This is a genomic window from Kitasatospora sp. NPDC057500, assembly GCF_042802195.1.
Lineage (GTDB): Bacteria > Actinomycetota > Actinomycetes > Streptomycetales > Streptomycetaceae > Kitasatospora.
Window position 1 is genome coordinate 1 of the sequence record NZ_JBHVER010000032.1, and the last position, 17,068, is coordinate 17,068.

11 protein-coding genes are annotated in these 17,068 nt (G+C 73.8%); 4 read left to right on the plus strand and 7 right to left on the minus strand.

Going from position 1 to position 17,068, the window contains the following annotated elements; genetic code table 11:
* Positions 1–122: 122 nt before the first annotated feature.
* From ACFU74_RS09970 to ACFU74_RS10000, 7 genes are all read right to left on the minus strand, one after another.
* Positions 123–1,196, minus strand: coding sequence for a tetratricopeptide repeat protein (locus ACFU74_RS09970; RefSeq protein WP_380754647.1), 1,074 nt, complete (start codon positions 1,194–1,196; stop codon positions 123–125).
* The gene (locus ACFU74_RS09975; RefSeq protein WP_380754536.1) at positions 1,082–2,875 is read right to left on the minus strand and encodes a hypothetical protein; all 1,794 of its coding nucleotides are present in this window, start codon (positions 2,873–2,875) and stop codon (positions 1,082–1,084) included. Before ACFU74_RS09975 ends, ACFU74_RS09970 begins: the two co-directional genes overlap by 115 nt.
* A complete protein-coding gene (locus ACFU74_RS09980) occupies positions 2,847–3,959 on the minus strand; it encodes a hypothetical protein (RefSeq protein ID WP_380754538.1) in 1,113 nt (370 codons plus the stop codon). The genes ACFU74_RS09975 and ACFU74_RS09980 overlap by 29 nt, the downstream gene beginning before the upstream one ends.
* Complete coding sequence (locus tag ACFU74_RS09985) at positions 3,956–4,315, minus strand: hypothetical protein (RefSeq protein ID WP_380754540.1); 360 nt, start codon at positions 4,313–4,315, stop codon at positions 3,956–3,958. The genes ACFU74_RS09980 and ACFU74_RS09985 overlap by 4 nt, the downstream gene beginning before the upstream one ends.
* Positions 4,316–4,805: 490 nt before the next feature.
* Positions 4,806–6,470 (minus strand): PxKF domain-containing protein, encoded by a 1,665-nt coding sequence (locus ACFU74_RS09990; protein WP_380754542.1) that lies wholly within the window; start codon positions 6,468–6,470, stop codon positions 4,806–4,808.
* 404 nt (positions 6,471–6,874) lie between these two features.
* Positions 6,875–8,086, minus strand: a complete 1,212-nt coding sequence (locus ACFU74_RS09995; protein ID WP_380754544.1) for a serine hydrolase domain-containing protein — start codon at positions 8,084–8,086, stop codon at positions 6,875–6,877.
* A gap of 107 nt (positions 8,087–8,193) precedes the next feature.
* The gene (locus ACFU74_RS10000) at positions 8,194–8,826 is read right to left on the minus strand and encodes a TetR/AcrR family transcriptional regulator (RefSeq protein ID WP_380754546.1); all 633 of its coding nucleotides are present in this window, start codon (positions 8,824–8,826) and stop codon (positions 8,194–8,196) included.
* 111 nt (positions 8,827–8,937) lie between these two features.
* Here ACFU74_RS10000 and ACFU74_RS10005 point away from each other — a divergent pair, with 111 nt between their 5' ends.
* The 4 genes from ACFU74_RS10005 to ACFU74_RS10020 all read left to right on the plus strand — a co-directional run bounded on the left by ACFU74_RS10005 (position 8,938) and on the right by ACFU74_RS10020 (position 17,046).
* A complete protein-coding gene (locus ACFU74_RS10005; RefSeq protein ID WP_380754548.1) occupies positions 8,938–10,494 on the plus strand; it encodes a long-chain fatty acid--CoA ligase in 1,557 nt (518 codons plus the stop codon).
* Positions 10,495–10,538: 44 nt separating this feature from the next.
* On the plus strand, positions 10,539–11,708 hold the full coding sequence (locus tag ACFU74_RS10010) for an acyl-CoA dehydrogenase family protein (protein ID WP_380754550.1): 1,170 nt from the start codon (positions 10,539–10,541) through the stop codon (positions 11,706–11,708).
* Positions 11,709–11,940: 232 nt separating this feature from the next.
* On the plus strand, positions 11,941–13,296 hold the full coding sequence (locus ACFU74_RS10015; protein ID WP_380754551.1) for an MFS transporter: 1,356 nt from the start codon (positions 11,941–11,943) through the stop codon (positions 13,294–13,296).
* A 105-nt stretch (positions 13,297–13,401) separates the two neighbouring features.
* Complete coding sequence (locus tag ACFU74_RS10020; protein ID WP_380754553.1) at positions 13,402–17,046, plus strand: CHAT domain-containing protein; 3,645 nt, start codon at positions 13,402–13,404, stop codon at positions 17,044–17,046.
* Positions 17,047–17,068: the final 22 nt, after the last annotated feature.

Sequence of the window (17,068 nt, forward strand, 5' to 3'; positions counted from 1 at the left end):
CGATCGAACCCCGCGGCCCCATCGAGACCGAAGCAGCCCGCCGCCTCGCCGACGACCTCAAGAACGAGTGATCACCCGATTACCCAACACTTTCTCAGCGCTGACGGCTTCTGTCCGGCGCGTCAGCCCGCACTGGTCCCTCCGTGGTCGTGCCAGGCGGCGGATCGCGTGTGCTGCTCGAACCGGCCGTCGTCCGCCGCCACCTGCAACCCGGCCGGTCCACGGTCGACGGCAGCCGCCTCTGCCAGCGCGGCGGCGGCCTCCTCGTCCCGGCCGAGGGCGGCCAGCTGCGCACCGAGGGTACGGAGGCCGGCTACGAGTTCCGGCTGAGGGGCGGCGGGATCCGCCTGCGCGAGCCGTCGGCGGATCCGAACGGCTTCGGTGATCGCCGCAAGGGCGGCCTCGTGCCGACCGAGGGACTGCAGGGTTTCCGAGAGGACGCCGAGACCGACGGCCAGCTCCGGCACATGTGCGTCCGGGTTGGCGGCGGCGAGTTCGCGAAGAATACGGACGGCATCCTCGATGGCGGCAAGAGCGGACTCGCGCCGGCCGACCTGACTCAGACCCACGGCGAGATTGTTGAGACTCCTCGCGAGATCGGGCCGATGCGCATCGGGATTCACCGCGGCCAGCCGCCGGAGGATCTCCGCAGCCTCATGACCGACGCTCAGGGCCTCCTCGTGGCGACCGAGGTCGGCGAGCCGGGTCGAGAGGCTGTCGAGACCGGTGGCGAGGTTCGGCAGGTAGGCGTCGGGGTCCGAGGAAGCCAGGTCGCGGTAGATGCCGACGGCCTCCGATACCGCTTCCAGGGCCTCGGTGAGCATGGTGCTCCCGCCCATCTCCCCGCTGAGGTTGACGAGACTTCCGGCAAGCTCGGGCAGGAAGGCTTCAGGCCTGACGCGGGCGAGTCGCCGGTAGATCTCGACGGCCTCCCGGCTGACGGGCAGCGCCTCCCCGTGGCGGCCCAGGGCGGCAAAGCGGGTGCCCAGATTGCTCAGAGCGGCGGCGAGTTCGGGCAGGTGGGCGTCCGGGTCCGCCCGGGCGAGGCTGCGCCGGATGCCGACGGCCTCCTCCGTGGCGTTCAGGGCTTCCCGGGGACGGCCCTGTGCGGCGAGCTGGATGCCCAGGTTGCTGAGAGCGGTGGCGAGTTCGGGCCGGTGAGCGCCGGGGTCCTCCTCGGCGAGGCCGCGCCGGATGCTGACGGCATCCATCGTGACCTCCAGGGCGCCCACGCGCGCGCCCGTCCCGGCGAGTCGGAGGCCGAGGTCGTTGAGGTGGTCGGCGAGGCGCGGCAGTCGGGCGGGTCGGCCCGGGCGAGAGCGCGGTGCTCGTTGACGATGAGTTCGGTGACCCGGGCCGCCCAGGAGGCGAGCCGCTCGCTCTGCTTCGGAAGCCGCTCGACCAGCCGTTCCAGCTCCGCGAGCGGAATGCCGGGCGCGTCCGTGATCCGGTGCAGGGCTTCGAGCAGCGGCCCGGGTGCCTCCGTCTGGGTCGCGACCTCGACGGCCACCGGCCCGAGGGCAACGGCGTGGCGCACGCACAGGGCGACAAGGTGTCGGTAGAGCGCGCCCTCGAAGACGCGGTGGGTGGCGACCCTGGAGTAGACGCTCAGGAGCTGGGCGAGCTGCGCCGGGGATGCCGCGGGCACCACGGCATCGGGGATGGTGTGGTTGTACTCCAGCCGGCGTCCGACGAAGCGCTCTGCCAGCCTGTCGGGCTGGAGGGAATCCCACGGGCGGGACCGGGCGGAAGGTGCCACGGCGGAGATCCAGGACCGCACCGCCGAGCGCCGGTCACGGCTCAGGTCCATCAGGCCGGGGACGTGGCGCAGGATCGCATCGGCCTCGACACCGTCCTCGGCACCGAACAGGAACGCGGCGGCCAGGGCGTCCATGAGGCGGCGCTCCGACAGGAAGGAACGGAGCCCCCGCGAGTCGGCGAGTGCTCTCCAGTACCGCTCTTCGTGCGCGAGCAGCCGGTCTTCGAGTTCGTCTGCCCCCGAGGCTTGTTCCTCGGATTCGGAACCGGCGGCGATCTGCTCCGCGGTGTCCAGCAGATCGGCGAGCGCCGCCATGTGGAGCGCGAGGACCGTTCCGTCGGGCCTGGCGGCGGGGTGGCCGCGGAGCCGCTGGGCGGCGACCAGACGGTTCACGGCCTCCGGCCAGTCGTGGTGTTCCCAGCCGTCGACCTCCGCCAGCCCGGCCGCGAAGCCGTGGACGGCCTGGAGGTACTCCTCCGCTCGGGAGGATCCGAAATCGGTTTCCAGCGACGGGAGTTCGATGGCGGCGGCATCATCGAGAAGGTATTCGGCAACGCGGCTGCCGAGGGACAGTCCGTGCCACCAGTCGCCCACCGTTCGGGCCAGGAGCAGCAGTTTGACCGCGGGGCCGGGCTCCCGCCGGTTGACGGCATCCAGCAATCCGGTGATCTGTGCGGCCCGCATCTCGGCGTAGTCGACGACGATCAGCGTCGGCACGGCCGCGCGCCTCAGGACCTCCAGGTCTCGGACGGCTGCCCCCGCGCGCAACCACAGGACGGCCCAGCCGTCGGCTGCGAGGAGGCCGGCCAGCTCCAGCGCCAGCCTGGTCTTCCCTTGGCCGCCGGCACCGTGGACGAGGCGGGCGCCGAAGTCCGGCTCCCTGCTCCAGTCCCGGAGCTGCGCAAGCAGCTCCGCACGGCCGCGGAACGGGAGGACCTGGTAGCGGGCATGCAGCAACGCGGCCGGCGTCCTCCATCTGCGCTCGGTCCGGCCGGGGAAGTGGTCGGTCAGGTCCTGCCATTCGACGGGTTCCAGGACCAGCGGAGCGTTCGGCCAGTGCCGGGCCAGCGTGCTACGGAGAGAAGCGTCACCCAGCAGGTGGGACCCGAGCACCACGTCGAAGCGGCCCCGTCCGGGGGGAGTGGGACACGATGACACCGGTGAACAGACCGTTGCAGAACACGGCGCTTCCTGCGACCCCGGGCCAGGACGGACCCGTCCCCTCGCGCCACTCGGGCGACGCGTTCCCGTACACCATGAAGGCGCGCCCGCCCCGCACGGATCCGGCCGACAGGAGAACGCCGGCGAGGTGTACGACGTCCGCCGCCGGGCCGCCGATCGGCACCAGGTACAACACACCCACTGCCTCGGCGTCCGTCGCCACCGAATCCGTCACCAACCGCCCCCACCGGACGGAGGCGGCCTCGGGAACGGAGTCCGCCTCGTGGTCCTCGATGCGGAGCAGCGCGAGCCCCTCCGAGCCCGCGCCGGTCCCGATCCACACGGCCGTACCGTGCAGCGTGCCGGGCCGCCCGGGCCGGAACACCCTCATCACGGTGCCGTAGCCGGCTCCGTCCGGAAGCAGGGTCAGCACCAGCCGGGGGGCGATCTCGTAGCCCGAGGCGACAGCCGAGGATCCCGTCGGGGCGACGGCGACGACCTGCCTGCGCCGCGGCTCCCGCCAGGTCCGCGTCCGAGGCTCGCTCGCCCGGGGCGTGAGCGGCCGTGCTGCGGCTCCCGGTCCGGCCGACCGCTGCTCCCGGGGCGGCAGCAGCACGGTGGGCGGCTCCTCCGTCCCCGGGCCCCCCGCGTTCCGGTCGATGCCGACCGGCAGGTTGATCGTGCGGAACGGGATGCCGCCGGCAGTGACCAGGGTGAGCTGGAGTCCCGGTTCCTCGGCTTCGGCGTCGGAGGCCGAGGGCAGTGGCTCGGCGGCGACATGGGCCACGAAGCGTGCCGGACCGTAGGTGCCGCCGAACCGGTGGAGGACGACGGCGGTGGGGCCCAGGGCTTCGATCTCGATGCCGGGACAGCCCGCGAGCATGCACCCGATCGCGAACTCCTCCTGGTCGTACGGCCACTCGGGCACGGGATCGCTGCCCGCGATCTCGACGTCGACGGTGACGAGGTAGCTGCGTCCCGGCTCCGCCAGGTGCGGCCAGCTCACCAGCGGGCGCAGCGGCACCGACGGTGGTGTCATGACGCCGTCCCCTCCCCCGGGTCTGCGCCGTCGCACCCGGTACCGCCGCCTCCGGGCTGGGTGAGGTGCAGGGTGGTGTCCGGGTGCCCGTAGTAGACGTACAGGAAGCTGGTCAGGAAGTGCTTGTAGTCCTCCTCGACGTCCCGCTGCTCTCCGCCGGACGGCTCGCGGGTCAGCTCTGCGCAGTAGTACCGGCGGTGCTCCTGGAGCATGGCGGCGAGATTGACGGGCTTGTCCACGGCGTGCTCCAGCAGTCGGGTGGCGAAGTCGTGCGAGTGGTCGATGTCGATGTCGCCGATGACCGCGACCACGCCGCTCGCCCCGTACCGGAGGAACAGTTCGACGAAGCTGCGCACCGGCCGGCCCGGCAGTTGGTCGTCCTGAAATCGCTTGGCCGGACGCGCAGGAGTTGAGCAGGACGGGTGGCTGGAACTCCCGGAGCGTCTTCATCGAGTAGCCCGTGAAGCGGTTCAGGGAGGGGCCGCCGATGGTGAACTCGTTCGCGGAGTGCGAGTAGGAGCCGTGGCAGCGGATCATGACCAGGCCGAGCGGCTCGTCTGGCTGGTCCAGTCGCCGCATGAGTTCGTCGACGGTGCGGACGGGTGGGGCGACGAGGTACTCCTCGAAGCCGCCGACGGGCACGCCGAGGTCCGCCCGATCCTACGGTCAACTGCCGACCAGGAAAGGGAATTGGCCATGTCCGATGCGTGTCTGCGCCTTCTTCCGGCGACGGCGGGACCAGGACCTGGTCACCGACCCGTTCGCCGCCCGGCGACGGACGCTCCGGCCGTGGGCACGACGGCACCGGCGGGCGGTGCCGTCGTGCCGTCGTGCCGTTGCGGTCGCTCAGGCGAGGCGGAACAGGGCGGTGTGGGTGGTGCCGTCGTTCAGGCCCAGGGTGAACAGCCGACAGGTCCCGGCGTGGGAGGCCGAGGTCTTCCACACGTAGGTGTAGGTGTCGGTCGCCGCCTCGTAGCGCAGTCCGCTGCTCCCGGGGGTGTCGGCGGCGGTGGGCGGGCCGAGGGGTTCCCCGGTGGTGCAGTCGGTCTCCCGCACGGTCGGGTAGCCGCGGGCGATGACGTCCGGGCCGCGGTCGCCGCCCAGCGAGAACTTCATCGGGAACGCCCTTCCGGCGCGGCCCTGGTTGACGGCGGGCGGGTCGGCGACCGGCGGCCGGAAGCCGCTGAAGGGGTACTCGTAGGTGTACCGGGCCGCGCGGGTGGCGGGACTGGCGCCGGCGGGGGTGGCCACCGTGACGTCCACCGCGCCGCCGGCGCCCGGCGGAACGGTCGCCCGGACGGTGAAGTCGTCGACGACGGTGACGCCGGTCGCCGGCGCGGTGCCGAACAGGACCGTCCTGGTGCCGGCCAGGTGGGTGCCGGTGATCGTGACGGTGCCGCCGCCGGCCGCCGGGCCGTGGCCGGGGCGCACCCCGGTGACGGCGGGCGCGACGGTGGCCGTGGCCAGGCCGTACGGGTTCCGCCCCGTGGCGGCGGTCGCGGTGACGGTGTTGGTGGCGGTGTCGATCACCGAGACCGTGTCGGCCCGGCCGCTGGTCACGTAGGCGGCGCCGCCGGCCGGGTCGGCCAGCACGCCGACGGGCGTGGCGCCGACCGCGACGGTGTCGCTGACGGTCCCGGTCGCGGTGTCGATCACCGACACCGTGTTGGCGCTCTGGTTCGCCACGTAGGCACGGGCGCCGTCGGGGGCGATCGACACGCTCCCGGGGCCGGACCCGACGGGGATGTTGCCGGTGATCGTGTTGCTGGCGGTGTCGATGACGGACACGTTTCCGCTGTTGAAGTTGGCGGTGTAGGCGCGGCTGCCGTCGGGGGTGACCGCCACGGCGGCCGGACTGCGGACGCCGGGGCCGGCGATGGAGGCGGTCAGCGTGTTGGTGGCCGTGTCGATCACCGAGACGGAGTCGCCGAGGAGGTTCGCGACGTAGGCGCGTGCGCCGTCGGGCGTCAGCGCGATGCCGAACGGCTGGCTGCCGACCAGGACGGTCGTGGTGACCGTCCTGGTGGCGGTGTCGATGACGTCCACGCCGCCGGTGCGCGGGTTGACGTAGTGCCCGACGTAGGCGCGCGAGCCGTCCGGGGAGAACGCCACCGGGCCGGGCAGCCGGCCGACCGGGATGGTCGCGGCGACCGTGTTGGAGGCGGTGTCGATCACCGACACGGTGTTGCTGCCGTCGTTGACGACGTAGGCCTGGGCGCCGTCCGGGGAGACCGCCACTCCCTGGGGGGCGGTGCCGACCGGAATGGTCGCCACGGCCGCGTTGGTCGACGGGTCGTACGCCGTGACCGAGTTGCCGCGCAGGTTGGCGACGTAGACCAGCCGGTGCGCGGGGCTGTCGGCGGCGGGCGCCGGGGACGCGGGCGCGGCGGGCGCGAGCACGCCCAGGGCGGCGAGCGCGCCGGCCACCGAGGCGGCCACCGCCCGGCGCCGCGACCGCCGGTGACGCCCCGTCCGCGGGGGTGCGTCCGGTCCACTGCGGACCACTGTCATGCGAATCCACCTCTCCGCGTGACACACCGGCCGGCGGCCCGTCCCGCGCGAGAGGCCGCCGCTCGCCGATCGGCGTGCGCATCAGTCTGACGATGAGCCGGTCGGCCTCCGGGCCGCCCCGGGAAGCTTGACCGCCCGGGCCGGACCACACCAGGGCGCGCGAGACCGGTGGCGTGCGCCGGGCGCGCGCCCCTGCCGGGGTCGCCGCGCCCGTCACGCAGGCGCGGGCCGCTCAGCCGGGAGTGCGGGCCGAACGGTGGAGCGGCCATGCGCCGTGACCGTGGCGTACGGCCTGGAACCCTGACCGGATGCCGGGAAGGCGGGCTGCCGCCCGGGCGGCAGCGGAGGGCGAGGAGGCCACCGCGCTGCCGACCGCGGCCTCGGACCACCCGCGCGGGTGACCGTCACCTGGACGGGGCCGACAGGTCCTGGGCCTTCAGGTGGCTCCCGATCGCCAGGAAGGCCTGGACGAGGGGCACCTGGGGGACGGCCGGCGAGACGACCTGGGAGGCGTAGTGCACGACCACCAGGTCCAGTGCGGGGCAGATGAAGAGGCGCTGGCCGTGGATTCCGCCCGCCATGAACGAACCGTACGGGTCGTTGGGGATCCACCACAGGTCGTGGTACGAGAGGGTGGCCGGCGCGGCGGCGGGTGCGGCGGGGAAGCGGACGCGGCGGGGGTAGCCGTCCGGGACGCCCGAGACGATGGTCGAGGCGACGGCCTCGGGGATCACCTGCCGGTCGCCGACGGCGCCGCCGCAGCGGATCATCTCGCCGAGCCTGGCCACGTCGCGCGCGGTGGCGCTGAACCCGCCGCAGGCGGCCTCGGCCCCCTCGGCGTCGACGATGTAGTAGGCGTCCTCCTGCGCGCCGAGCCGGGACCACACCGTGTCGGACAGGTGCGCCGAGGTGGTGGTGCCGGTGACCCGGCGCAGGACCTCGGCGAGCGCCTCGACGTTGCCGTTCTCGTAGCGGAACTCGACGCCGGGCGCACCGGTGGACCGGGCCGTCGCGAGGTGCTCGCGGATGCTGGCGGGCCCGCTGTAGCCGAAGGGCCGCAACTGGGGTGCCAGGACGGCGAAGTAGCGCTGGGCCTCCAGGGCCTTGTCGTAGCGGCGGCCGGCGTAGCTCATCCGGGTGCCCATGTGGAGGAGGTGGTCGACGGTGGCCTCGCCGAAGGCGGTGCCCGCGAGTTCGGGGACGTACTTCACCACCTCGGTGTCGCGGTCGAGGTGACCTTCGTGGACGAGGGTGGCCGCGAGCAGGCCGAGGTAGGACTTGGCGGCCGAGGCGTTGAAGTGGGGCACGTGGGGCTCGTAGCCGTGCAGGTACTGCTCGTGGACGAGCCTGCCCCGGTGCAGCACCAGCAGGGCGTCGGTCTCGGCCTCGGCGAGCAGTTGCCCGAGGCCGAGCGTGCGGCCGCCGGGGCCGGTGAAGGAGAAGCCGTCGAGGGCCCCGGGCGGTGCGGTGGGCAGTTCCCGGGGACCGTCGCCGCCTCGCCAGACGGCGCGGCTCGGAACGGTCTCCCGGCCCGACGTGGTGTGGCGGCGGGCCCAGGCCGGATCGGTGAATCCGCGGGCCCACGTCAGGTCGGACAGGGGTGGCATGGTGGTCATACGGCAGCTCCGCTCACTCAGGCGCGCCTTCCAGAGGCCGTTACCGTACATCGTGTTCGGTAAATCGACCAGAGTCACCCGGAGCGGCCCCCGGAAGGGGCGGGCGCCTACGGCGTCAGGTCCAGGGCCCCCGGGGCGTCCGAGGGGGCCAGTCCGGTGGCCCACACCCGGCCGTAGACGGACAGGTCGCGCAGGTGGGCGGTGATCTCGGCGGCGCTGTAGCCGGTGTCGCCCTCCACCCACCAGGACAGCAGGCCGACGAGTTCGCCGGTCCAGGCCCGCGCGACGAGGTCGAGCGGGATCCGCGGCGTCGCCCCGAGCTGCGCGGCGCGGTCGCGGAACGCGGCCTCGGCGCGGGTGCGGATGAGCTCGGTGAACTCCCGCAGCGCCCGCCCGTCGCCCTCCCCCCGCAGGATCACCCGGTAGACCGGCCGCTCCTGCTCGGCGTGCTCGAAGATGTACTTCACCGGCAGCCCGGTGAAGCCCTGGGCGTGCGCCTGGCGCACCGCCGGCAGCAGGCGCTCGCGGTCCTCGGCGAGGTCGCGGACGATGCCGACGAGCAGGTCCTCCTTGTCGCGGCAGTGCGCGTAGAAGGTGGCGCGGCCGACGTCCGCGCGCTCGGTGATGTCCTCGACCGTGATCGCCTGGAACCCCTTCTCCAGGGTGAGTTCCACCAGGGCCCGGCGCAGCGCGGCGCGCGTGCGGCGGACGCGGCGGTCTCCTGCGGGCTTCGTTTCCACGTTGTCTTCCTTCTGCTCCGGACCGTTGACCTGACCCTAACGCTGCCCTTAGGTTGCCGGACACCAAACTACTTTCCGAACTAAGTGTTCGGAATCTCTGTGGAGGTGCCCATGAACCTCGGGCGGTACGTGCGCCGGACGGCCGGCCATCACCCGGACGCGGAGGCCGTGGTCTGCGGCCCGGTCCGGCTGACCTACGCGGAACTCGACGACCGGAGCGACCGGCTGGCGACCGCGCTGCGCGGGATGGGGCTGGAGCGGGGCGACCGGGTCGCGACGCTCGCGGCCAACCGCGCCGAACTGGTCGTCACCGAGGTGGCGCTGTACAAGGCGGGACTGGCCCGCGTACCCGTCAACGCCCGCCTGGGCGAGGCGGAGGTGGCGCACCTGCTGCGGGAGTCCGGGGCCCGGGTCCTGCTGACCGACGCCGGCCACCAGGACACGGTCCGGGCGGTGCTCCCCGGAACGAGCGTGAAGACGGTCCTGTGCTACGACGGCCCCGGGGAGCTGGGCCCGGGCTACGCGCGGACGCTGGCCGACACCGCCCCCGAGGCCGTCGACGTCGAGTGCGGCGAGCACGACACCGCCGTGCTCCACTTCACCTCCGGCTCCACCGGCCGCCTCAAGGCGGCGGTCCAGACCTACGGCAACCGGCTGGCCCTGATGCGCAAGTCGGTGATGAACGCGGACACCCGCGTCGGCCCGGGCGGGCGCCAGATCCTCGCCGGTCCCGTCACCCACGCCTCCGGCATGCCCCTGATGGGCGTCTTCTTCGCCGGCGGCTGCGCGATCGTCCTGCCGCGCTGGGACGCCGAGGAGTTCCTCGCCACCGTCCAGCGGGAGCGCGCCACCCACGCCTTCGTCGTCCCCACGATGGTCAACACGGTGCTCGCGCTCCCCAACGCCCGCGACTACGACCTCTCCAGCCTGCGCCAGCTGATCTACGGCGCCGCGCCGATGTCACCGGCCCGCATCCGCGCCGCCTGGGACCTGTTCGGGCCCGTGCTCTCCCAGGGGTACGGCTGCGGGGAGACCACCTCCGGTGTCCTGTTCCTGTCCACCGAGGACCACCGGCGGGCGATCGACGGGGAGGACGAGGAACTGCTCCTGTCCTGCGGGCGCCCGCTCGCCGAGGCGGACGTGCGGATCGTCGACGAGAGCGGCGCCCAGGTGCCCGACGGCGTGATCGGCGAGATCGCCGTCCGCGGCCCCGACGTCGTCCCCCGTTACCACAACGAGCCCGCACTGAGCGCCGAGTCCTTCCGCGACGGCTGGTTCCTCACCGGGGACCTCGCCCGCCGCCGGCCGGACGGCTACGTCTTCATCGTCGACCGCCGCAAGGACATGATCATCTCCGGCGGTTTCAACATCTACGCCGTCGAGGTGGAATCCGTCCTCCACCAGCACCCGGACGTCCACGAGGCCGCCGTCGTCGGCGTCCCCGACGAGCAGTGGGGCGAGGCCGTCAAGGCCGTGGTCGTCCTGCGGGACGGGGCCGGACTCACCGAGGAGCAGCTCACCGCGTTCTGCTCCGAGCGCCTCGCCCGCATGAAGAAGCCCCGCTCCGTCGACTTCGTCACCGCCCTGCCCCACAACCCCAACGGCAAGATAGACCGCCGCGCGATCCGCGAGCCGTACTGGGCGGGCGCCGAGCGCCGCGTCCACTGACCCGCCCGCAGCAGCAGCCACCGCACCAGGAACAGGAACCCCCCATGCCCTACACCCTCACCCCCTCCTACGACGACAACCCCCGCCTCCAGGACCTGGTCGTGCGGCTGCGCGGCTACCTCGCGGACGAGTTGGTCCCCTACGAACGCGAGCACGGCATCACCCCCGAGAGCAGGCTCGACCGGGCCACCCTCGAACACGTCTGGAAGCGCAGCGCCGAACTCGGCTTCTACGGCATCAGCCTGCCGCCGGAACTCGGCGGCCGGGGCCTGGGCCTCACCGAACTGTGCGCCCTGAAGGAGGAGCTGACCGCCTCCGGGGCCGCCCTGTCGCACTCCGTCCTCGGCGACCTGGGCGGGCCGCTGCGGGTGGGTGCCGTCGTCAAGTACGCCACCGAGTACCAACTGGAGCGCTACCTCCTGCCGGTCATCCGCGGCGAACGCGCCTGCTGCTTCTCCCTCACCGAGCAGGACGCCGGCTCCGACGTCCGGCGCATGACCACCACGGCCACCCCCGACGGCGACGGCTACGTCCTCAACGGGCACAAGGTCTTCAGCTCCGCCGCGCCCTTCGCCGACTTCGCGATCGTCGTCGCCCGGATGGCCGGCACGGACGAGGCCTACAGCGCCTTCCTGGTCGACCTCGACTCCCCCGGCTGCCGGGTCCTCGACGGCGAGGTCCCGATGTCCGGCCAGCAGATGGAGGGGGACGTGGTCCTGGAAGACTGCCGCGTCCCGGCGGCCAACCTGCTCGGCGAGATCGGCGAGGGCCTGCGCATCGGCATCGGCCGGGTCACCCTCAACCGGCTGCTCCACTGCCCCTCGCTGATCGGCGCCGCCCGGCGTGCCTGGGACCTCTCCGTGGCCCGCTCCAAGAGCCGGATCGCGTTCGGCCGCCCGCTGCTCGGGCTCCAGGCCATCCAGCACAAGCTCGCCGAGATGGCCACCGACATCTACGCGGCCCGTTCCATGGTCATGGCCACCGCCGCCCGGGCCGACAACGGCGCGAACATCGCGGTGGAGGCCAACATGTGCAAGCTGTTCACCTCCGAGGCGTGCTTCCGCGTGGCGGACCAGGCCGTCCAGATCCACGGCAAGGACGGCCTGACCCGGGGCCACGAGGTCGAGCAGATCTTCCGGACCCTGCGGATGTTCCGGATCGTCACCGGCACCACCGAGATCCACAAGAACGCCATCGCCAAGGCACTCGTCTGACCGGTCCCGCCACCCGGCGGCATGCCGTCGAGACCCGCTCACCGGCATGCCGCCCGGCCCGCGCCCGCAGGCCGGGACCGCCGCCCGTACGCCTGACGGCCGGCGCCCCCGGCAACGGGCCGCCACCACCACGGCCGCCCCTCCTCCGCCCGACGCCGCCCGCCCCTTGCCCCCGTACCGGGCCCGCCGGCGTCACGACCCCCTGCCCCTCCCCCACCCGCAGGAGTCACCCATGGCACCCCGCCCCCTCGTGCCCCCGCTCGACCGCACCGGCGCCCCGGCCGCCGACCCCCCGTACGACCGCCGCCGCGCCTGGCTGATCACCGCCATGATCGTCGCCTTCATGGTCATCAACTTCGCCGACAAGTCCGTCCTGGGCCTCGCCGCCGTCCCGATCATGGACGAGCTGGGCATCGACAACAGCACCTACGGACTGATCTCCAGCGCCTTCTCCCTGCTCTTCAGCCTCTCCGGCCTCCTCGTCGGCTTCCTCTCCACCCGGATATCCAGCCGGACGCTCCTGTTCGCCATGACCCTGCTGTGGGCCGTCGCCCAGTTGCCCGTCCTGATCGCCGCCACCGTTCCGGCGCTGATCGCCGGCCGCGCCCTCCTCGGCGCGGCCGAGGGGCCCGCCGCCTCCATGTCCATGCACGCGCTCTACAAGTGGTTCCCCCCGCACCGCCGCGGCCTGCCCTCCGCCCTCCAGATCGGCGGCGCCGCCCTCGGCACCCTCATCGCGGCCCCCGTCCTCACCTGGATCATCACCGGCCACGGCTGGCGCTCGGCCTTCGCCGCCCTCGCCGTCGTCAGCGCACTCTGGGGACTGCTCTGGTGGCGCGTCGGCCACGACGGCCCCTTCGACCACACCCGCGCCACCCCCGCCGACGCCGCCCCGGGAACCGGCCCGCACCGCCTGCCCTACCGACGGCTCCTCACCACCGGCACCGTCCTCGGCAGCATCTCCAGCGCCTTCGGCGCCGCCTGGGCGCTCTCCCTCAGCCACGCCTGGCTCCCCGCCTACCTGCGCACCGAACTCGGCATGACCCCGAACGCCACCGCCACCACCATCAGCGCCGTCTCCGCCGTCAGCCTCGTCCTGCTGCTGACCGTCTCCCCGCTCATGGACGCGCTCAAGTCCCGCCGCGTCTCCAGCCGCTGGTCGGCCGGCGCCACCCAGGGCATCGCGGTCTGCGTGGCCGGCTGCGCGATGGCCGCCTTCCCCTTCACCGACGCCGCCGCTCCCCGCCTGCTCCTGATCGCGCTCGCCTTCGGTACCGTCGCCGTCGCCATCCCCCTGCACTACATGACCGCCGCCGAGGTCGTCCCCACCGCCCAGCGCGGCGCCCTCTTCGGCATCGTCGCCGCCACCGGAACCCTCCCGGGGCTCGCCGCCCCCTTCCTCACCGGCCGCCTCCTCGACACCGCGGGCGATCCCGGAACGGGCTACCGCACCGCCTTCCTCGTCGCCGCTCTCGTGATGACGGCGGCGGGAGCGCTCGCCGTCATCACCGTCCGCCCCGAACACGACGCCCGGCGCCTGGGCCTGGAACCGGAGCGGGCACCGGCCCCGACCGGTCCCGGACACTGACGGCACGACGTGCGCCGGGGACACCCGAGCCCCCAACGTCCTTGTTCTGAAACAGTGTTGCAGCACGGCTGCGCGGACGACACGCGCTGATGCATCATCGGTCGCATGCTGGATCACGAGGCCTGGATTCCCACGGTCACGCAGGAGCAGAAGATGCTCCGCCTCGCCGTCATCGACTTCCTCGCAGACCAGACGGGCGACTCGCAGGGCGTGCTGCTGCGTCCCGAGGTCGAACAGCGCCAGGCGATGCTGCTGGACGCCTGGCCCGCACTGCGATGGCACCCCGACGTCCGGACCGCCCAGTTGCTCGGGCTCTCGCTCTGGTGCCGGGGCATCGGACTCGGCGACACCGAGCGGCTGGCGCGCGGGGTGGAAGTGCTGCGCCATGTCCGGCGCTTCGGCGAGGAACTGGTCCCGGCGATCCTGCTGCCTCCGCCGGAGGTGACCGATCCGGCGGAGATGATGCGGCAGTCGAGGGCGAACCCGCTGCGGGCGTTCCTCGCGCTGACGACGCTCGCCGCGCTGGTGGGCGACGGCCTCGGCTGGGGAAGCACGCCCGAGGAGGTCGAGGCGGTCGGTCTGCTGGCCGGCCTCGGTGACGGCCCGGAAGCCGGGGACGAGGTGACGGCGATCCCGGCGCTGCGCCGGTCGGTCGAGCTGCTGCCGCCGGACCACTGGTGGCGCCCCTGGGCGCTGACCGCCCTTGCCACGGCCCTGGTCCGCCAGGGGCGGTGGGCGGCGAACGCCGCCGATGCCCTGGCACTGGCCCGGGAGGCGGCGGCCCGCACCGGCCCGGACCATCCCTACCGGGCCGACATCCTCTACGCACTGGTCAACCTGCTGCGGACCTCCTGGGGTCCTGCCTGGACGGTCGACGAGGACGAGGTGGCCGAGGTACTGGCCGCCGACGACGAGTTGGTGCGGGTCGTCGCGGACGACCACCCGCACCGCCTGCAGCTGATCGACGACCTGGGGACGGCGTACTTCCTCGCTGTCCGGAACCCGGGCGAACGCCGCTGGGCTGACCGCTACCTGGCGCGCGGGCGGCTGTCCGTCGCACAGCCCCGGGACTCCGCCGACGAGGCCGCGCTGGCGGCGTTGAACTTCGCCGAGCACTTCACGACGCTCGCCACGGACAACCCGGGAGAACTGCTGGAGGAGTGGCAGGCCCTCGCCCGGGCAGCGCTCGCGGCAGCCCCGGCCGGTTCGGCGCTGCGGGACGCCGCGGCCGTGCTGCTCGCCGACGCGCTGCGGGTCACCGCGGAGCGTCGGCGGGACCTCGCACCGGCCACCGAGGCGATCGCGATCTGCCGCGAGGTGCTCCGCGACGGGGCCGGACCGCGCCCCGGGGAGTCCCCGGAACAGGAGCAGCGCCGGCGGAAGGCCCGCACGGAGGCGCAGGCGCGGCTGGCCCGGCTACTGGCACTCCGCGGCACCCTCAGCGGGGACAGCCAGGATCTCGGCGAGGCCCGGGGTCCCGCCCCGCATCCGCCGTCCGCCCCCGCACCGCCGCAGGAACCGGGCCGACCCGATCCCGACACCCTGCTGGGGCGGCTGCACGGCGCCCTCGGCGCGCTGGGCGGCCTCGACCCGGTCGTGCGCAAGCTCCAAACGGCCCAGGACACCGAGCACCTCGGCCCCGCCGAGATCGCCGAGATCACCGCCCGCCTGCAGCGAGTCGCAGACGATCTCGCACCGTTCGAGTCGCTGCTCCCGGGCGCGGCCGAAATCCGTTCAGCGATGGCCGAGATCACCGGGGTGCAACGCGAGCTCACGGCGGAACCGGGCGGGACGCCGGCCGAGACCATGGCGGTGGAGCAGCTGCGCGCCATCGGGGGCCGTCTGGTCCAGGCGCTGGACCCGCTGGCCGAGCACCTCCCGCAGACGGATACCGCACAGCGCCTGGTGCGGGCCGACTTCCTGGCCGGTGCCGGGGAGCAGCGGGAGGCCGAACAGCTCTACCAGGACCTGCTGGCCGGACTGCCGCCGGACGTCCCCGAGCACGCGCAGGCCCTGCACGGACTGGCGAAGTCCCGGCTCACGCGGGCGAAGGCCACCTGGGCGGCGGGCGAGCCCTGGCGGTCGGCTGCGGCCGACGCCTGGCAGCAGGGGTTGGCCGATGCGGAGCGCTACGCGAGCCACCCGCTGGCCGCGCCCGCCGAGACGGCGGGGCTCGCCGCCCTGGCGGTCACGCTGGCCGAGCAGCGCGCCGACTGGCCGGCCTGCGCGCCGTTGCTCGCCCTCGTGGTGCGTGGGCTCACCGGACTGGCCTCCCAGCGGCTCTCGATCGAGGATCGTGAACGGCTGCTCGGACGGCACGCGCGGACCCTGGGCGCGGACGCCTGTGTCGCCGCTCTGCTGGCCGGTTTCCAACCAGCGGACGCGCTGGGCCTGTTGGAGGCGGGCCGGGGGCTGCTGCCGACCGTCCGTCTCGGGTCCCTGACCGAACTCGAAGCCCTGAGAAGGGTGTTCCCGCAGATCTCGGCCCGATTCACGGAGGCCACCGAGGAGTTGGAGCGGGCCAACCGGGCCCCGGACGCGCTGATGCGCCGGCGCGGCGATGCCCGCACGGACCGCAAGCACCGGGCGGCCGATCGCTGGGAGACGGAGCTGGCCGCGATCCGGCGCTTGCCGGGCTTCGCGCGGTTCCTGGAGGTTCCGGACACCGCGGACCTGCGCCGTCTCGCGGCGTGCGGCCCGGTGGTGGCGGTCAGCCCGCACCACGCCGGGACGTACGCCGTACTGGCCGCCGCGGACGGTGTGGAGGCGGTCCGGCTGCCGGGTGTGACCGAGCCCGTGGTGCGGGACTGGCTGGACCGGCTCGCGCTCGCCGACGGCGACGCGGCTGGCGCGGCCCGCCAGGGAGCGGTCCGATCGGTGCTGTGGGAGTTGTGGCCGACGGTGGCGGAGCCGGTGCTCGGCGCCCTCGGCCTGCTCGACGCGCCGACGGACCCGGCCGACCGACCGCGCCTGTGGTGGCTGCCGGCCGGGCCGGCGGCCTTCCTGCCCCTGCATGCGGCGGGACGGTTCGGCGCGGACGGCGGGGAGGACGGACAGCTTCCCGGGCAGAACGTGCTGGATCTGGTCGTCTCCTCGTACACACCGAGCCTGCGTGCCCTGCGGCAGGCGCGGCACCGGCCGCCGCGTCCGGGCGGTCCCGCCGGGGTGCTGGGCGTCGCCGCGCCGGGCCAACCTGGGGCACCGTCCCTGCAGTTGGCCGAGGACGAGGTCCTGGACGTGCTGGACCTGGTGGGCGAGGGGACGGCCCTGGTACGTGAGCAGGCGTCGCTGGGCGCGGTGCTGTCGGGGCTGCGGTCCCACCCGTGGCTGCACTTCTCCGGACACGCCCTCGCACCGCCCGCCGACCCGGACCGGCCGGGCATCGGTGCGCTGCTGCTGGGCGACGGCAGTCGGCTCACACCGCAGACCGTCGACTCCCTGGACCTGCCCGCCGCAGAGCTGGCGTACCTCTCCGGCTGCGGAACGGCACGCGGTACGGGGGCGCTGCCCGACGAGTCGGTGCACGTGACCGCGGCCCTGCACCTCGCCGGGTACCGGGACGTGGTGGGCACGCTGTGGCGGGTGTTCGACCGGCCCGCGTTCGCGACCGCCCGGGCCTTCCACGAGCAGTTGGCGGCCGACCCGGCCGGCGGGCCGGCGACGGCCCTCGACGCCGCCGTGCGGGCGCTGCGCCGGGACCGCCCGGACCGCCCGGACCTGTGGGCGCCCTACCTGCACCTCGGACCATGACCGTCCGCACCGCCGCCGGCCC

Excerpts from the sequence above, each read along its gene's own strand:
- ACFU74_RS09990 (WP_380754542.1), bottom strand. The coding sequence starts at position 6,470 with ATGACAGTGGTCCGCAGTGGACCGGACGCACCCCCGCGGACGGGGCGT.
- ACFU74_RS10020 (WP_380754553.1), top strand. The coding sequence starts at position 13,402 with ATGCTGGATCACGAGGCCTGGATTCCCACGGTCACGCAGGAGCAGAAG.
- ACFU74_RS09980 (WP_380754538.1), bottom strand. The coding sequence starts at position 3,959 with ATGACACCACCGTCGGTGCCGCTGCGCCCGCTGGTGAGCTGGCCGCAC.
- ACFU74_RS10010 (WP_380754550.1), top strand. The coding sequence starts at position 10,539 with ATGCCCTACACCCTCACCCCCTCCTACGACGACAACCCCCGCCTCCAG.
- ACFU74_RS09995 (WP_380754544.1), bottom strand. The coding sequence starts at position 8,086 with ATGACCACCATGCCACCCCTGTCCGACCTGACGTGGGCCCGCGGATTC.
- ACFU74_RS10005 (WP_380754548.1), top strand. The coding sequence starts at position 8,938 with ATGAACCTCGGGCGGTACGTGCGCCGGACGGCCGGCCATCACCCGGAC.
- ACFU74_RS10015 (WP_380754551.1), top strand. The coding sequence starts at position 11,941 with ATGGCACCCCGCCCCCTCGTGCCCCCGCTCGACCGCACCGGCGCCCCG.